Origin of the sequence: Shewanella sp. ULN5 (assembly GCF_030731885.1) — a bacterium.
Classification (GTDB): Bacteria; Pseudomonadota; Gammaproteobacteria; order Enterobacterales; family Shewanellaceae; genus Shewanella; species Shewanella holmiensis.
The window spans coordinates 175,539-193,996 of the sequence record NZ_JAPJEE010000003.1 but is presented as its reverse complement, the minus strand read 5'-3'; the positions used below and the strand labels follow the sequence as shown (position 1 = coordinate 193,996).

The 18,458-nt window shown below is 42.1% G+C and carries 12 protein-coding genes and 1 pseudogene; 6 read left to right on the top strand and 7 right to left on the bottom strand.

Features of this window, described 5'->3' with window-relative positions; translation table 11 throughout:
- Positions 1-32: 32 nt before the first annotated feature.
- Positions 33-2,621, bottom strand: coding sequence for a TonB-dependent siderophore receptor (locus ORI98_RS04835; RefSeq protein WP_306134451.1), 2,589 nt, complete (start codon positions 2,619-2,621; stop codon positions 33-35).
- Between the two features lie 233 nt (positions 2,622-2,854).
- Here ORI98_RS04835 and ORI98_RS04830 point away from each other — a divergent pair, with 233 nt between their 5' ends.
- The 3 genes from ORI98_RS04830 (at position 2,855) to ORI98_RS04820 (ending at position 6,733) form a co-directional block, all read left to right on the top strand.
- The gene (locus ORI98_RS04830; RefSeq protein WP_371931115.1) at positions 2,855-4,138 is read left to right on the top strand and encodes an Nramp family divalent metal transporter; all 1,284 of its coding nucleotides are present in this window, start codon (positions 2,855-2,857) and stop codon (positions 4,136-4,138) included.
- Between the two features lie 265 nt (positions 4,139-4,403).
- A complete protein-coding gene (locus ORI98_RS04825) occupies positions 4,404-4,868 on the top strand; it encodes a DUF1456 family protein (RefSeq protein ID WP_261297017.1) in 465 nt (154 codons plus the stop codon).
- A gap of 176 nt (positions 4,869-5,044) precedes the next feature.
- Entirely contained in the window at positions 5,045-6,733 is a 1,689-nt protein-coding gene (locus ORI98_RS04820; RefSeq protein WP_261297018.1) for an NAD-dependent malic enzyme, read from the top strand.
- 82 nt (positions 6,734-6,815) lie between these two features.
- On the opposite strand, the gene ORI98_RS04815 is transcribed toward ORI98_RS04820, so the two are convergent.
- Entirely contained in the window at positions 6,816-7,244 is a 429-nt protein-coding gene (locus tag ORI98_RS04815; protein WP_261297019.1) for a DUF3069 domain-containing protein, read from the bottom strand.
- Positions 7,245-7,262: 18 nt separating this feature from the next.
- The gene (locus tag ORI98_RS04810; RefSeq protein WP_261297232.1) at positions 7,263-7,775 is read right to left on the bottom strand and encodes a phosphatase PAP2 family protein; all 513 of its coding nucleotides are present in this window, start codon (positions 7,773-7,775) and stop codon (positions 7,263-7,265) included.
- A gap of 286 nt (positions 7,776-8,061) precedes the next feature.
- Here ORI98_RS04810 and ORI98_RS04805 point away from each other — a divergent pair, with 286 nt between their 5' ends.
- On the top strand, positions 8,062-9,939 hold the full coding sequence (locus ORI98_RS04805; protein WP_306134449.1) for a tetratricopeptide repeat-containing diguanylate cyclase: 1,878 nt from the start codon (positions 8,062-8,064) through the stop codon (positions 9,937-9,939).
- Here ORI98_RS04805 and ORI98_RS04800 read toward each other — a convergent pair.
- Positions 9,936-10,715, bottom strand: a complete 780-nt coding sequence (locus ORI98_RS04800) for an ABC transporter substrate-binding protein (RefSeq protein ID WP_261297021.1) — start codon at positions 10,713-10,715, stop codon at positions 9,936-9,938. The genes ORI98_RS04805 and ORI98_RS04800 overlap by 4 nt on opposite strands.
- Before the next feature lie 144 nt (positions 10,716-10,859).
- Here ORI98_RS04800 and queG point away from each other — a divergent pair, with 144 nt between their 5' ends.
- A complete protein-coding gene (gene queG, locus ORI98_RS04795; protein ID WP_371931120.1) occupies positions 10,860-12,053 on the top strand; it encodes a tRNA epoxyqueuosine(34) reductase QueG in 1,194 nt (397 codons plus the stop codon).
- A 79-nt stretch (positions 12,054-12,132) separates the two neighbouring features.
- Here queG and metE read toward each other — a convergent pair.
- Positions 12,133-14,423: pseudogene (gene metE / locus ORI98_RS04790) on the bottom strand (5-methyltetrahydropteroyltriglutamate--homocysteine S-methyltransferase).
- Between the two features lie 154 nt (positions 14,424-14,577).
- Here metE and ORI98_RS04785 point away from each other — a divergent pair.
- A complete protein-coding gene (locus ORI98_RS04785) occupies positions 14,578-15,483 on the top strand; it encodes a LysR family transcriptional regulator (RefSeq protein WP_306134447.1) in 906 nt (301 codons plus the stop codon).
- Here the strand turns inward: ORI98_RS04785 and ORI98_RS04780 are convergent.
- Both ORI98_RS04780 and ORI98_RS04775 read right to left on the bottom strand, forming a co-directional pair.
- Entirely contained in the window at positions 15,463-16,203 is a 741-nt protein-coding gene (locus tag ORI98_RS04780) for an HDOD domain-containing protein (protein ID WP_306134446.1), read from the bottom strand. The genes ORI98_RS04785 and ORI98_RS04780 overlap by 21 nt on opposite strands.
- 204 nt (positions 16,204-16,407) lie before the next feature.
- Positions 16,408-18,387: a TonB-dependent receptor gene (locus ORI98_RS04775; protein ID WP_306134445.1), complete on the bottom strand. Its 1,980-nt coding sequence runs from the start codon at positions 18,385-18,387 to the stop codon at positions 16,408-16,410.
- Positions 18,388-18,458 lie beyond the last annotated feature (71 nt).

The following is an 18,458-nucleotide window of genomic DNA, read 5'->3' as shown; positions in this document are numbered from 1 at the left end:
GCCTGCCAAGACTTGACAGGTATCAGGCTAGATTAAAAACGATAGCTTGCTTTAGCATACCATAGCGCACCAATAGCACTATGAGTGCCTTGATCATAACCCATAAAATCAGCACCGCTAAAAGGGGGTTCTTCATTTAAGATGTTATTTGCACCTAAGGTTAAATTCCAGTGATCAAAACCGATATATGATACATTCATATCAAGGGTGATCATTGAATCAATGGTCCCTTCGGCACCAGCATCAATATTATCTTGGAACTCACCAATATAGTTTAGTCGTGCACTGGCTTGCCATGCATCTACGCCCCAATCCATCGCAGCTGTCCAGCGGTAATCTGGGTGCTGATATTCACCAGCGAGTTCACGCTTGGTGCCATCCTCACGCACTTGGTCGAAGCTATTCACCCAAGTAAGGTTATAACTAAAGCCAAAGTCACCGGCACTTGCGGTAGAGAATTTGTACGCCATATCAAAATCAATACCATCGGTAGTTTGACTACCTAAGTTGCCAAATTGGTCATAAATTTCAATAATACGCCCAGGTACACCACCCGCTGACGGCTCACGCTTAACCACGGCAGGATCATCACCTTGTGTGTTAACAAGATACTGAGTATCAGACGTGATCAAACCATCTTGATCATAATTCCAATAATCGACCCCAACGCTGAGCTCATCAGTCATCTGCCATACACCGCCTAGGTTATACGACGTTGACTCTTCAGGTTGTAAATTAGGGTTACCGGAGAAAATCACTGTACGTTCCTGCGCGGTACAATCTTCAGGTAAATTGGTTTGCGGACAACGAACCGTATCCACTAAACCAGGCGACTCTTGTGAAGGGCCTAGTCCCAACTGTACTAATGATGGCGCACGGAATGCTTCTCCCCAGCTGGCACGGATAGTCACATTATCAAGCGGCGTATAACGTAAAGCGACTTTAGGGTTGGTGGTATCACCAAAGTCACTGTAATCTTCGTAACGTACCGCTAATTGGGCTTCTAATTGCTCAAATAATGGTACGGCAAACTCTACAAATAATGATTTTTGATCACGTTCGCCACTGGCTTCTGTTGCTTCGGTACCAAAAATTTCACCGCGCTTAAATAATTCGTCGGGATTGTCTGATAACTTCTCTTCGCGGTATTCAAAACCGACCGCCATTGACACAGCGCCCGCTGGCATGGCAAAAACTTCACCCGCTATTTTACCGTCTACCGCATTGGTCGTTGATTTACCGCTACGGGTAGTGTTTACGCTAATTTGATCTATCACATCGCCCATTTGTGTGGTTGCTAATGGGTTAAACGCACCAGAGTTAATTGCTTCTTGAAGGCGTGGGGTCCATACAAAACCTTGCTCGCCATACTCATGATTACGGTTATAAGAGTAGGTATAAGCCACCTCCCACTCCCAATCAGACAAGAAACCGTTTAGTCCCATCACCACACGTGCGCTATCTGACTCAGATGACTTTTGACGCGGTCCCGTTTCAGTTAAACGACGACGCATTGTGAGGTCTTCACCTGCAAATGGATTTGTTGCTGCCCCGCTAGTAAATAACGGGTTGCTATTGAGCATATAAAACTCGCCAAATGACGGGCTCGCAGCACCTTTCACTACGCTTTCATTATGCTGATACATCATTTCAGCAAACAGTTTTAATTCGTCATTAAACTCATAATCTTGGAAAACAGATAAACCAACACGGGTTGATTCTGGAGTTGATGTCATCACAGGGGCGTAATCGTAACGGCAATACGCACCTTTGACATCAGCTGCTGGGCAATTCACATCGGGAGTCCAAGAGAATTGATCTGACTTAGGGGTAATAGAGCCATCCGCACCAATAGTGGCAGGAATATATGAGCCAGGATTACCGGCAGATGAACGGAAATCGGAACCACCGTTAGCGGTTTGGTTTGCCGATTTAGAGTAATCACGATCGCCAAATAAGGTTTCGCGCTCTTTGAAATAATCAAAAATGACTGTGGTATGTGCTTTGCCGTTAGCGGCATCGGTACCAAAAAGAATCGATCCTGATTGCTGCCCACCACCATCTTCAACGGTTTCGGCAACCTTGCCATTCACTTCAAAACCTTCAAAATCTTTCTTCAAAATAATGTTGATAACGCCCGCAATCGCATCCGAACCATAGGTTGCAGAGGCACCATCTTTCACAATATCAATTCGCTTAACTGCAGAAATAGGGATAGAGTTAATATCCACAAATGCGGTATCGATAGATTTAGCAAATGATGACACCGCAATTCGGCGACCATTTAATAGCACTAATGTCGAGTCAGCACCTAAGCCACGAAGTGATACCGCAGCACCGCCGTTAGCGGTGTCGTCAGAGTTGTTACCTTGAGTAGAAAACGTACCACTGCCCGATACTGGTAACTTACTCAATAATTGAGAAATATCCTGCGCGCCGCTTTTAGCGATATCTTCCGCCGTTAACACTGTCATTGGCGAAGCACCTTCCATATCGGTCCGTTTGATATGGGTACCTGTGACTTCGATTCTTTCGACTTCTTCAGCAGAAATGGCTTGTGGGGCTAAGATAAACGAGATAGCAACAGCACATGCGCTGCGCAATAGTTGAGGTCTTTTCATGATCTTCCTTAATTTATTTTGGCATTTTTATTTTTATTTCAGTTACCTGACATCACTTTCAGGTAATGACTTGATAGTTATTACAAGCTTGAACTAAATTAGAGCCTTATTATAAAAAGTCAATCATCAAAAGCATTAAGTGTTACTTTTTTGTAGCAAGTAAAGGGTTTTACCTAGCAACATCTTATGGCAATCTAACCTTATAAAATAAAAGAAAAATATCCCCATAAAAAATGAAAACAAACACAGTAAAAAAGTCACCGACGCCAATAAAATCAGCAAACACCACAAAATTGTTACATTTAGTATCTGGGCTTGGACCAGGTATTTTAATGGCTGCAGCCGCAATTGGCGCATCTCATTTAGTCGCATCTACCCGAGCAGGAGCTGAGTTTGGTTGGCAATTGGCTTGGTTAGTGTTGGCGGTTAATCTGCTCAAGTATCCTTTTTTTGCAGCAGGGGCTCGCTATACTGCGGCAACCGGCGAAAGTTTGCTGCATGGATATTTGCGTCAAGGCAAGGGTTATCTCGCTTTATTTACGGGGCTAAATGTGATTGCAGCTATTGCGAGTACCGCTGGGGTTTGTATGTTAACCGCAGCCATGTTGACTCAATTTATTCCCCTTTCAATTGATATTCTGGCCTTTTTGGTACTGGTTAGCTCACTTCTGCTACTCATCTTAGGCCATTACAAATGGTTAGATGGCGTCACTAAAGTGATCATGCTTATCTTAACTCTAACCACATTAATCGCCGTTTCACTGGCGTTCACTAACCAATGGGGACAACCTACGCCTACTTCAGCCGCAGATGCCTGGCAATGGGCAAATGTCGGTTTTCTGGTTGCTATGATGGGCTGGATGCCTGCACCAATAGAGGTAAGCGCCTGGAATTCTTTATGGCTGCTCGAAAAGCAAAAAACGCAAGCGGTTACACCAGATCAGGCGCTATTTGATTTCAATTTAGGCTATATCACCACCGCTATTCTCGCGATTGTGTTTTTGGCATTAGGCGCTTTGGTTATGCATGGCTCTGGCGAACAGTTTTCCGATTCTGGCGCGCAATTCGCAAATCAATTGATCCGTTTATACAGTCAGGTCATGGGCGAAGACACACGCTACTTAATAGGCATTGTGGCTTTTTTATGTATTTTCAGTACGACTGTCACGGTAATAGATGGTTACAGCCGCACCCTGAATATGGGCTGGCAACTATTAGCCAAACAACCAGATAACCCAAACAGACTCAATCTGATTATGCTAGCGGTCAGTGCGTTAGGTTTAGGGCTAATCTTGTTTTTTAAGGGCGGGTTACTTCCGTTATTAGAGTTTGTAATGATACTGGCGTTTATGACCACGATTATTTTTGCGGGACTCAATTTTAAACTAATGATCTCGACACATTTACCTGAAGCGCAACGCTATGGTACTAGAATGCGTGTTTTGTCATGGATAGGATTACTCTACTTGATCAGTTTCGCCTTGGTATTTGTTTACTGGTACAGCACTAAAAATTAAATGAGTGTGCGTCACCAACAATATAAAGCGTACAAATATTTGTCATAGCGGCATGATTGAGTTTATTTTTAGCAGACATTTTTAAACATTGCTGGAAATAAACTGCAGTAAAAGCGCCTAAAACAATCGTCTCGGTTATCTGGACTAGATCACCTTCGCTATTCAGAAAAGAGCATAATTCATAAGCAAGCTGGATAAATTGAGATATACTATAACGGCAAATTAGTGCATCCACATAACTCGCGCAGCCGCGCCAGAGAGAACTATGATAAACAACGATATTCTTCGCCGTATTCGATTCATCTTCGACTTGTCTAACGCCCAGGTTAGCAGTGTTTTTGCTAAAGCCAATGCTGAGGTCGCCACTGATAAAGTGATTGCGATGCTAAAAAAGGAAGAAGAGGAAGGATATCAAGCAATTAATGACACATTAATGTGCCAATTCTTAGATGGTTTTATCATCCACAATCGTGGCTTACAAGAAGGTGCTGAGGTGCCTAAGCCCGTTAAAAACTTGACCAATAACCTGATGTTTAAAAAATTACGCGTGGCACTGACCTTACGTGAAGAAGATATTTTAGCAATGTTAATGTTAGCTGATTTCAGTATGACTAAGTCTGAATTAGGTGCACTATTTCGTAATCCTGACCACAAAAACTACAAAGCCTGCGGCGATCAAGTATTGAGAAACTTCCTTAAGGGATTGTCAATCAAACATCGCGGTAAATAGATTTTAAGCAAAAATGCACAGCCTGAGCTGTGCATTTTTGTCTTTTGGATTAAATTCAAACAGTATGCTATCAAAAAAAGTGTGAAATTCATCACTTAACAGACCACAATAAATGCTAGTCATGTTAATCTATTCGTCTATTGAACCTATCAAACAACTCACAATAAAGGTTACCCATGGACGATACTAAACGCCCCCTCTATCTTCCTTTTGCTGGCCCAGCCATTTTAGAGTCTCCGCTGCTGAATAAAGGCACTGCGTTTACTGAAGATGAACGAATTTCGTTTAACCTTGAAGGCTTATTACCTTGGGTAATTGAAACCATTGACGAACAAGTCGCCCGTGCGTATCAGCAGTTCACTAATTTTACCAATGACTTAGATAAGCACATTTATCTACGTAATATTCAAGATACCAACGAAACACTTTTTTACTCATTGGTGCGAAATAACATCAGTGAAATGATGCCTATCATTTATACACCTACCGTGGGTTTAGCGTGTGAGCGTTTTTCAAAAAACTATCGTCGTAATCGTGGCTTATTTATTTCTTATCCTAACAAAGACCGCATCGATGATATTTTAAATAACTCAACCCGTCACAAAGTCAAAGTGATTGTGGTCACTGATGGTGAACGAATTTTAGGCTTGGGTGATCAGGGCATTGGTGGCATGGGGATTCCGATTGGAAAACTGTCACTTTATACCAGCTGTGGCGGGATCAGTCCGGCCTACTGTCTTGCAGTAACCTTAGATGTGGGTACCGATAACCCACAATTACTCGAAGATCCTATGTATATGGGTTGGCGCCATCAGCGTATTGGCGGCGATGAATATAAAGAGTTTGTTGAAGCCTTCATGCAAGCCGTTAATCGTAGATGGCCTGATGCATTGATTCAATTTGAAGATTTCGCACAAAAAAATGCCATGCCGTTACTTGAGCGATACAAAGACCAATATTGCTGCTTTAACGACGATATTCAAGGGACTGCTGCGGTTACGGTAGGCTCATTATTAGCGGCCAGTAAAGCGGCTAATACTCAATTAAGCAAACAACGCATTGTATTCTTAGGTGCGGGTAGCGCCGGTTGCGGTATCGCCGAAGCGATTATCGCCCAAATGGTGTCTGAAGGTATCTCGGATCAACAAGCCCGATCGCAAGTCTTTATGGTCGACCGTTGGGGGTTATTGCTCGACAATATGCCTAACTTGCTACCATTTCAAACTAACTTAGCGCAAAAGTTAGATACCGTTGAAAAATGGGACAATTATAGTGATAACGTCTCGCTATTAAATGTGGTCAATAATGCCAAACCCACGGTACTAATTGGGGTGTCTGGTGCACCAGGATTATTTACTGAAGACATTATTAAAGCAATGCACAGCCATTGCCCTCGTCCAATTGTATTCCCATTATCAAACCCAACCAGCCGAGTGGAAGCCACGCCAAAAGACATTTTGCACTGGACATCTGGCCAAGCACTTGTTGCCACTGGCAGTCCATTTGAACCTGTGGTCGTTAATGGTGAAACCTTCGAAATTGCCCAATGTAATAACAGCTTCATCTTCCCAGGCATTGGCTTAGGCGTATTATCATGCGGTGCGACTCGCGTTTCAGATGAAATGTTAATGGCATCTAGCCGTGCATTATCTGAGTGCTCACCACTAGGTACAACGGGTGAAGGTTCGTTATTACCTAAACTAGAAGACATTCACAAAGTCAGTAAGTACATTGCTTTCGCTGTGGCGAAAGTGGCTATTGAACAAGGTTTAGCCTTACCTTGCACTGATGAACTATTACAACAGGCGATTGATAATAACTTCTGGCAGCCAGAGTATCGTCGTTACCGCCGTACGGCATTCTAATAGCCTGCTCAAGTAACGATAAAAAATCCCAGCCATTAATGACTGGGATTTTTATTTAAACCAAGGTAATGAACAAAGCAGTTTATTTGGCCATAACCTTTTTGAAGCTATTCAGCATAACTCTGTCTGTGCGGGCTTTTTTCAGTTTACGTAAACATTCTTTTAATGATTGCTCCGCCAAACGACCAAACACGCCATCATATTCTTTATCGTTCATTTCTTCTTCAGTATCATTGCTATCTGCAATTTCTTGGGCAACACGGCTCAATTGCATCCAAGCATTGGCAATATAAAAACCATGAAACTCGGCCTGAGACATAAGCTTTTGTGCGCTGGCTGGAAGTTTACCCCATGCCAAGCTAAATGCTTGCGCCTTATCGGCAATTAGCTCTTCAAACATGCCTTCGTAAGCTTCTTTTAAACCATCAGGCAACTGATCCATCGGCAGCACTTTATTTGCTACGTTATAACAAACTGTTTTTGCCGTTTCTTTATAAGTCTGCTCAACCATAATTACACCTTCTTTCAATTAAAAACGCCCGCTAATAAACACACCATAAGTGCCATTATTCGCCAAAGGGATGATACTAATATCTTCATAAGGGTCGGTAAAATACCACCCCGCTAGCATACCTATCGCCGCGCCAGCGAGCACGTCCTCAACATGATGCTTATCACTCGCCACCCGAGTGTAAGCCACATAAGATGCTGCAATATAAGACGGCACTCCATATTCCCAACCATAGCGTTGATTTATAAAAGTTGCGGCGGCAAAACTGTCGGCTGTATGGCCTGATGGAAAAGAATCATCGCCACTGCCATCGGGTCTTTGTTTATCAACGCCCCATTTTAATGCTTCAACAGCTAGCCGACTAGACACACCTGCTTGGACTAATTGCCATGTCCCTTGATAGTCATCCTCAACGGTCAAGGCTGCAACTAGAGCGGCTGCAGGCAATGCGATGTGAAGCGCATCTCCCGAGGTTTCAAGATTGCCTTTGGCCTGCCCAGAAAATGAAGCCAAACACAAAGTCATCAACATCAAGCGCACACTAATCGTAAAAATCATATCAACAGTCTTTCAAAAGCAAGTAAGATAATCGCGACGTTATACGCGCCAGAGCATTAAATTGCAAACAGCGACATCAATAACAGATGATCAAACAGAACCAAGCTCTAGAAGCCTGTTACACCAAGGTAGCGCTAGCGTTAAATTTGTTAAATCAAAGATTACCCGTTAGAATTAGTTTGTAATACCTTAAATATGCTTGAACAATCTTAAATGTTTAAAATAAATAAAATAAAAAATCATTAAGTGGCCAATAATATTGAATAAACGACTGTGTATTTTTTTTAGCATTAACCTGCTATTAACTATTATTTTATCCCACCCCGCGAAGGCCGAATATTACGAAAATGCTCGTGCGGATGAGATTTATCAAAAGTTTGATCTTGTTGATTACACGGCAGAAGAGGCCAATGCCTTATTAACTGAATACAAAAGTATTATCGACAATGATGATGAAATCCGTCAAAAACTATTAGTCCGCTTAACTTGCTGGAATCAACCATCAGAGACTCAAGCTGAACTAGACAAAGCCATTCAATACGCAGAACAACAACTGCTTATTTATGCAGAGCCCTACCCTTCAGAAATCAATACCGATTTATTACTATGCTTAGGTTATTACAAACAATATGTAGGCCAAATGGATGGCGCATTTAAAGATATCTCTACAGCCATTAGCAATGCTTACCAGCTTGAAAATCCCAGATTAATTGCCGATGGCCGCAGTATTCGTGGCGCGATGGAATCTTACCAAGGTGATTACGCCACAGCTTTAGAAGATTTAATTACCGCGCAGCACCTTTATGAAAAACTCAATATCACCTACTGGGCAAACGATAATTTAAATAATCTCGCGGCCAGCTATCGACGCTTTGGTGACCCTGAAACCGCAATAAAATATCAAACAAAACTGGAACAAACATACTTAAATTCCGGCATGTTGTTTGAAGCCGACAACGTTAATGTCCAAATTGCTTTTTCATTAGAAGAACTAGGGCGTTTCAAAGAATCTAATGAGCGCTTTTATAAATCACTCAAATTTTGGCAATCTCAAAAAGAAACCAATGCCATCGCTAGCACTCAAGTGAATATCGCAGGCAACCTTATCAACCAAGGTGAAGTAGACAAAGCGTTAGCGCTGTTGATACAGGCTGAACCTGATATTCCAGTGGAGTATGACGGCCAGCATAGCTTTATGAGCTTATTCTTTGCCAAAGCATATTTGGTTAAAAATGAGTTGGATAAAGCGCTTGAATATAGCCAAAAAGCGTCTATCGATTTCAAACGCGGTGGTAATCGACGCGGTGAAAGCCAAAATCTACAACTGCAAAGCCAAATTTATCACGCTAAAGGCGACATTGAAAATGCCTATAAAAGCTTGAGTGCTTTTTTAGAAATGCACCTTTCGTTAGACAAGCAAATTATGTCTGACCGAAATGCCGAAATGCAAACCCGATTTAATACCGATAAAGTACTGGCTGAAAATGAAAATTTATTAGAAGTCAGTACAGTTAAAGAATTACAATTGCAGATTATGCAGCGCAATGAAAGTTTGCAAATCGTGATTATTGTTCTGGTAGCCATTATTTTAATCATAGTGTCTGTTTTTGCATATAAACAGCTTAAACGTAAGCGTAAATACCAAAGTTTAGCCCTAACGGATGAACTAACTCGCTTATCTAATCGCCGTGCTATTTACGCTCAAAGCGAACACTTCATCAAACAGGCGAAACTCTCTAGCCAGCCATTTTCGATTATCTTATTTGACGCGGATCACTTCAAACAAGTCAATGACAAATTTGGTCACGATGTTGGCGATAAAGTATTAATGAAACTAGCATCATTAACCATGGGAATGATGCGTGAAAGCGATGTTGTAGGTCGTGTGGGTGGCGAAGAGTTTTTAATTCTGTTACCCAATATCGCACATAATACCGCAATGGAAATTGCTCAGCGATTATTGGATTGTATTGCCAATTATGACTGGAGTCATATTGCGCCGAGTTTGGTACAAACAGTTAGCGCAGGGGTCGCAACCCTTGAGCATGAAACTGAATTATCCCCATTACTATTGAAAGCAGATAGCGCACTATATAAGGCTAAATCTGCTGGTAGAAATTGCGTTATAAGCGCTTAATGACTCACCGCAAATATCTTTGGTTGATTTGGGTGTAAATCAGTTTCAAACCACTTTTGATACAAAGCTGTATATTCAGGGGTTTGCATGTATTGACCGAGCGCTTGATGCCATTGCCGAACAAGCTCAGGAGAGGTCCCGTCAGAGAAAGCCAAATAAATTGCGAGTGGTTTGATTTGATATGCCATTCTAACATCTGATTTATTTTTACCTATTTGATTTAAGGTATAAGGCACGCCCAAATCTGCCTGACACCAAAAACGCACTCTAGATAACAATAGTTGCTTTGCCGTTTGCTCGGGATAGCTCGCCACGGCTAGCTGTGTGGCATGAGTTTGATTTAGTGTTTGCTGACAATCACCATCACGATACACTCCAATATTCCCCTGGTTAGTCAAACCATTTAAATTTTTCAATTGAATAGCATCATCTTTTCGAACAAATATTCCCATACTGCCTTCGGCTATAGGACCCACAAATGAAAACTGATTCACTCGTTGTGGGTTTTTGGACATCGCAATTAACAGCACATTTTTACGCGATTGACCTAATTGATTTGCCCTTGCCCAAGGTAAAAACACAATGGGATCGGTTTGGGATAATTGTAGCTGCAAGGTCTGAATTAGCTCAACCGCATAGCCTGTAGGTTTATCATTGATACGATAGCTCATCGGTGGCCAATCTTCGGCAATCACCATCAACGATTCATTAGCTGTGGTGTGATAGCTAAACAATAAAACCAATATAAAACTTAACGAACAAGTAAGTTGCTTCAATAACGACTCCGAAGTCTGTAAGACAGAAACCACATCAGTCCGCTTGATGAAAAAAAACGATAGTCCGTTACAGATAGCGTATAATCAGCAGGAAAATTCACTCAAATTGAACGATTAACCATGTCTGAAAGTACAGTCTCTTTGATGCCCCAAATGCCACATTCAGTATTAAGTGTAAACCAACTTGCCAAGCTTGCTCGACAAATTAAGCAATGGGGCAAAGAGTTGGGTTTTGCGCATATTGGCATTACCGATGTCGACCTATCTGAACATGAAGCGGATCTGCAAGCTTGGTTGGATAAAGGCTATCACGGTGACATGGGTTACATGGCTAATCACGGTATGATGCGTGCCCGGCCTGCAGAGCTGCATCCCGGTTGCATTAGGGTTATTAGTGCTCGCATGGATTACTTGCCGCCTGATGCAGGTTTTGCCAGTAATTTAACTGATCCCAACTTAGGCTATATCTCCCGTTACGCTGGCGGGCGTGATTATCATAAACTCATGCGCCAACGTTTGAAAAAACTCGGCGAAAAAATCGATGTTTATTGTAAAGAGCTTGATGTTGACCACACGGACTTTCGCCCTTTTGTTGACTCAGCACCGATATTAGAACGCCCCCTCGCCGAGAAAGCGGGACTTGGCTGGACGGGTAAGCACTCTTTAATTTTACACCCCGATGCTGGCAGTTGGTTTTTTTTAGGTGAGTTATTAATTAATCTCCCCTTACCGACAGATATTCCAATAGCTGAAGGTTGTAATACTTGCGTGGCGTGCATTAAATCATGTCCAACTGACGCCATAGTCGCACCCTATGTGGTTGATGCTAGACGATGTATTTCCTATTTGACCATTGAGTTGCAAACAGCCATTCCTGAAGAATTTAGGCCATTAATCGGCAACCGTATATATGGGTGTGATGATTGCCAATTAGTTTGCCCTGTCAACGCCAAAGCCCCCCTAACCAAAGAAACGGATTTCTATACTCGGCCAACACTGCTGCAACCGGATCTGCTTAGCCTTTTTTCATGGTCAGAAAAAACTTTTTTAAGTCTCACCGAAGGTAGTGCTATTCGTCGAATTGGCCACACATTGTGGCTACGCAACATTGCCGTTGCATTAGGAAATGCCCCCGCCAATTTGAATATCATTGAAGCGCTGCAGCAAAAAGCGCTTGAAGCAGATATAGGGGAATTAGTACTGGAACACATTGAATGGGCAATTAAACAACAGCAAGCCAAATTAGCGGCACAAGATATTCACCCCATTACGCCACTAAGCCGTAAAACCCAAAGGGTTATTCGCAGCATTCAAAAAGGCTTACCACGTGATGCATAAACCTTTAGCAAATTTGAATTAGAGGAGATCTTGGTGCAGTTGACTAAACCGTATCAACCACATCTAAAATCAGGTTATGTTAAAACTGACGGCGTAAAATTTTAGTCGCTTCAACTAGGTTTTTCAGTGCGGGTTCGACTTCATCCCAGGTGCGTGTTTTTAATCCACAATCCGGATTCACCCACAGCTGTTTTACCGGAATTTTATCAGCGGCTTTACTCATTAACGTAACCATCTCTTCAACCGACGGGATATTAGGTGAATGAATATCATATACCCCTGGGCCAATATCATTTGGATACGCGAAGCTTTCAAATGCGTTTAATAACACCATATGCGAACGTGATGTTTCTATGGTTATCACATCAGCATCCATCGCCGCAATCGCTTCAATCGTGTCGTTAAACTCGCTGTAACACATATGGGTATGAATTTGTGTTTGGTCTTCAACTCCTGCGGCTGACAGTCTAAATGCATCCACCGCCCAATTTAAATATGTCTGCCACTCAGTTTGCTTGATGGGTAAACCCTCTCTAAACGCCGGCTCATCAATTTGAATAATACCGATACCAGCTTGCTCTAAATCGACAACTTCATCTCGAATCGCCAACGCGATTTGATTCGCAATAGTTTCACGACTGATATCTTCACGGGCAAACGACCAATGTAAGATAGTCACAGGCCCCGTTAACATTCCCTTCACTGGCTTTCAGTCAAACTTTGAGCATAGGTAGCCCACTCAACTGTCATGGCTTTTGGACGGCTTACATCACCGTAAATTAATGGTGGTTTAACACAGCGTGATCCGTAACTCTGTACCCAACCGAATTGAGTAAAACCAACGCCATTGAGATATTCGGCAAAATACTCCACCATGTCATTACGTTCAGCTTCACCATGCACTAACACATCAATGCCTAACTTTAATTGACGCTCAATGGTGTCTTTAGTCACCAACTGTAGCTGGCTTTGATATTGTTGGTCGCTCACCTCGCCCTTACGCCAACGGCTTCGTAGTCCTCGTATCGCTGGGGTTTGTGGGAAAGAACCTATGGTAGTCGTGGGTAGTAATGGTAATTTTAGTTTTTGATGTTGGGCAAATATCCTGTTTGAAAACTCACTATCACGCTCAAAATCACTCGCTTTTAGTTTTGCAACACGGTCAATGACTTGCAAATCGGCATTAGCGGCCTTAGCTTTGCGGCGAGATTGGCAGCGCGCAATAATCAACTGTTTAGCCTGTTGATCAGCATTGCTTAATAAAACCTGTAAATCGTTTAACTCAAAAAGCTTTTGTTTAGCAAAAGCCAATTGCCCCTGTAATTCTGGAATTAATTGCTGCTCACTATCTAAATCAACCGGAGAATGCAGTAATGAACAGGACGGCGCTATCCATAATCTATCCCCTAAATCTGTTGCCACTGATTGTATTTGTTCGGCAATCAAATCGACATCTGCTGCCCACACATTACGACCATTAATCACCCCTATCGACAACACTTGCTCCGCTGATAATGTGGCAGTAAATAACGCCAGTTGGTTTTTATCACTGATTAAATCCAGGTGAAGCCCTTCAACCGGTAAAGCGCTGACTAAGGTGTGATGATGGACAATAGAACCATAATAACTGGCTAGTAATAGGCTTACTGATTGCGGTTTATGCTGTGCCAAAACCTGATAACTATGACGTATCGCCTCTTGCCAATCAGCCGATAAATCAGCTGCTAGAATAGGCTCGTCTAACTGTACCCAACTGACACCTTGCTCAGCAAAACGGGTTAAAATTTGTTGATAGGCTTCGAGTAATTGCGGCAATAAACTTAACTTATCAAACTCACCGATCGTTTTCGACAAATACAGATAAGTCACAGGCCCCAATAACACCGGCTTAGCTTGATAGCCAAATGATTGCGCCTGATCCACCTCATCAAAAACTTGCGTGTAGGCAATATTGAACTGCTGGTCTTGGCTCAGTTCAGGCACTTGGTAGTGATAATTGGTATTAAAAAACTTGGTCATTTCTGCCGCGCAAGCATGCTGACCGCTGGGTGCCCTACCACGTGCTACGCGAAATAATGTGTCTAAGTCGATTGGGGATTCATTACCTTGGCTATCAACACCTCGGTGACGCTTAGGCACAGCATTCAATGTTGCACTAAGGGTAAGCACCTGATCGTAATAAGCAAAATCACCCACGGGCAATAATTCAACTCCAGCCTGTGATTGCCAATCCCAATGCAATTTTTTTAGCTCATCAGCCACTTGAACTAACTGACTTTGATCGATTTCACCACGCCAATACTTCTCTAAAGCAAATTTAAGTTCACGTTGACGACCAATACGAGGGAAACCGAGATTTGTAATTTTCATACTACTTTCCTTGTGGATGAGCAAATTGTTGTTACCTTAATGTAAAAAAACCACACAGGCGTCTGGACGTCTAGAAGTTTATTGTGCTAACCTGCAGCCAGGCAATCGAATTGATTTCATCGGTAAGTTGAGTAAGTTTCATGTGGAGTGAGTAATGATAGAACTTAGACACCTTCGCACCTTAATGGCGTTAAAGGAAAGTGGCAGCTTAGCGGGAGCGGCTAAGAAACGCTTTGTAACCCAATCGGCACTTTCTCATCAGATTAAAGAATTAGAAACCCGAATTAACTCCGCTATTTTTGTGCGTAAAAGTAAACCGTTAACCTTTACCCATGAAGGTGCCCGTTTACTGAATCTTGCTGAAGAAATTCTGCCGAAGGTAATTGCTACCGAATCAGACTTAAAGCGTGGCTTAGAAGGTGAAAACCAACAGCTGAAACTAGGCATTGAATGTCACAGTTGTTTTAGGTGGTTAATGCCAGTGATTGAGGCGTTTAAGCAGCAAGCGCCTGACGCGCAGATTGATATTTCAAGCCGTCATCTTTTTGATTCGTTAAATGCGCTTGAAACAGGCGGACTCGACATAGTGTTAACGTCAGATCCTGTACCTGGGCATACATTGGCCTATCAACATCTTTTTGATTTTGAAGTAAAACTTGTGGTTGCTAACGATAATGCATTGGCTGCGCAGGCATTTATTAGCCCGGCAAACCTTGCAAAACAGACGTTATTAACTTATCCAGTGCCACTGACTCGCTTAGATATTTACAAGCACTTTTTAGAACCAGCAGGCATTGAAATTGGTGAGCAAAAGCAATGTGATTTAACGTCAATGTTGCTTCAACGTGTGGCGTGTAATGATGGAGTGGCCGCGTTACCGACATGGTCGATTAAAGAAAGCCAAGGCTTAAATCTCACCTCGGTAAAATTAGGCGCTGAAGGATTAAAACGTCCGCTATTTGGAGCGTACAGACGTGATGCCACTAATGCTAACTTAATTCAAAAATGGTTAGAGTTAGTGGCTCAGGAAGGGTTGCAACTACAAAGGGTTAATCAGTAAACCACGTTTTGACAACACACGACGTAACAGCAGCCCTGCTGAGTCAGGGTTGGTTGTTTGTTGCAGATTATGTGCAATCAAAAATTCATTGCGTAAATCATCATCTAGCCCTAATGATTCAAATGCCTCAATAGACAATGTCTGTTGATGACTATCAATTAAACTTTTTATGACTTTCAGCGAGATAGGTCTTTCTTGTTCGCTGTTTAAATAAGCAAATGCCGTTAAAGTGATGACCTGTCCAAACACACTAAATAGGGCTAAGGTTTGCATTTCATCAGCATCAATTTTTAAAGCGTTACCTTTGTCTGTTTCTTCTCTTAACAATGAGACAGAATCAACCGCAATGACTTCATTGAGCTTCCAGTAGCCTTTTACCAATTTTTTATAAGGTTCCTCTAATTCATCTAAACGTTCTTTTAGATAAAAAGAAAACGCATAACGATAGATATTCACCTGACCTAAACGGATCAGCGCGTCTTTTATACTGCGATTTTTTGTCGATACCAGACCCGCTGAAACTGCAGTATTACTGCGTAACAGCAAATGGGCAGCCAACGCGGGATCTTCTGACACAATATCAATAATAATCTTAATATTAGCTTCATTGATTAGTGCTTTTTTTAACGGCACAAGAATGCCACGACGTCCGATCACCTGTTCTTCATTACTAATAATCGCACTGACTTGAGTTAATACTCTTTGCTCAAGGTTTGTCATAAGCCACTGTCACCTTAATTATTCATTCGTATTTTGGCTGTTCGGAAAACAATATCATAAAAAAGCCAACAAAAAACTTGTTGGCTTAATAAAGTATAGTCGCTTTATAAATTAACCTAAATTTTGATTAATAAATCTATCTTAAGCGGCTATTTTCTACATTAACTGGATTGAATTAACCATTTTAGTATTTAAAAACAGCGCTTAAAAACGATATCCAGCAGTTAAACGAATATTACGCCCATCACCTGGGTAATAACCACTGCCCCATGCCGAATAATAACCTGCACTAACATAGTCCTCATCCAGTAAGTTATCAACGCGTAAACTTGCTGACCACTGAGATTGTGTATAATTGAGGGCAATATTGGTCAGCACATAGCTATCTAATTTAGCATCAACATTGGCATTATCGCCTTCCATAAAGCGCTCGCCGGTATAAATACCTTCAGCAAATACTTGCCAGTTTTCAGCAAAATCATAACTGATGTAACCTCTGCCGCTATGTTTAGCTACCCATGACAGCGCTTTGCCATCATTCACGCCTTCGGTAAACTCTGCATCAATGTAATCATAGGACAAACCGAGTAACCAGTTTGGCGTGATCTGCACATCATAGCTTGGGCTAATACCATATCGACGTGAAGCGTCGGCGTTTACGTTAGCACCATTAAAGCTGCCGCCAATCGGTTTAGGCGCACTGGGGTCCCAAATAATTTCATCTTCTAAATCAAGTTGAAACACATTTAGCTTAAGGCTGTGAATGTCATTGATATAATCCCATCCAGCCTCATACGAGCGACCCACTTGTGGTTTTAATCCCACTGTGCCTGGAGAGGTATAAGCTTGCTCGTCAACTTTAGCAAAACGGAAGTTATCATCGGCGCGAATATATAAGCGATGCGCGTTGTTTGGGCGATAATTTAACCCCAACTCGAATGCATTTTCATCTTGATCCAAATCGATCCCATTTGGATACACATTGCCATCAACTAACTCATCTTCAGCTTTAGCATAACGACCACCAACGACATAAGACAATGAAGTCGTTAAAGGTACGCTGGCCTGAATATAAGCACTGCTTTGGGTTTGTTGATTACTTCTGCCCCAGCTGAAAATAGACTCACCAAGGTTATAATCGATACCTGTGATGATCTTTAACTCGCCATTTTTAACTTGATAGTTGGCTACCGCTTTTGGAGAAATCGACAATAGCGTTCGGTCATTACGGCCATAACTTCCCCATTGGAAATTGGTATTATTACTGTCGCTATAACTCACATCAGCGCCTAGCGTCCAAGTATCAGAAATTTGATAATGATAGCCGCTGCGCAAAGCTGTGGTCATTTCATGGAGAGAATCCCCTTTATTCCAAGGATTCGATTGACGTGGATTCTGTTCCAGCTGCTCCTTTGATAATGATCCAGGTGTTTTGCGATTATTATCAAAATAGTTTGCTTCAACATAAAAATCTTCAACTTGAGTTTTATATTGTAAACGGCCTAAAATAGAGCTGGTTTTATTATCATTATCATCACGATAATTATCCGATTCGTTATAATTACCCGCGAGGTAATATTGCCAAGTATCATTAATGGCTCCTGACACATCCCCTTTTGCTTCAAACGTATCAAAGCTACCACCTGACAATGCCAAACCACCACCAGTGTTAGTCGGGCTTTTGGTAATAATGTTAATGACGCCGCCAACGGCTTGATCGCCGTATAACACCCCTGAGCTACCCGCTAAAATTTCCACACGTTCAATTTGGTTTAATGAAAGGGCACTGATGCTTGGCGCCGCTATATCAATGTTATTCAGTCTGCGTCCATCAACCAAAATAAGGGTGTTATTTGCAGCTTGTGAAGCGCTAAAACCTCGCATTGAAAATACTGGACCAGTATTGTTATTGGAAATTTGGATTCCGCTTTGTCCACGTAATAGATCACCTAAGTTTGTTGCACCACTCATTTGAATGTCAGCAGCATCAATAACGTTTACATTGGCAGCAATGTTTAAGGGTGAATCAACACTACGGCCTATTACCACCATAGTCTCTTCAGATTGACGCGAAGCATCATTTGCGTTTGATGGCGCATCGGCGGCAAACGTAGGCAAAGAAAGACTTGAAAGTCCGAGAATAGCGCTTAATGACAAGGCTAATTTTGTTGGATTAATACCCATTTACCTTTAACTCCTAAAAGGGAAAATGGGGCAGTTGCGTCGCAATAAAACGCTTTCAAATTAACACGCGC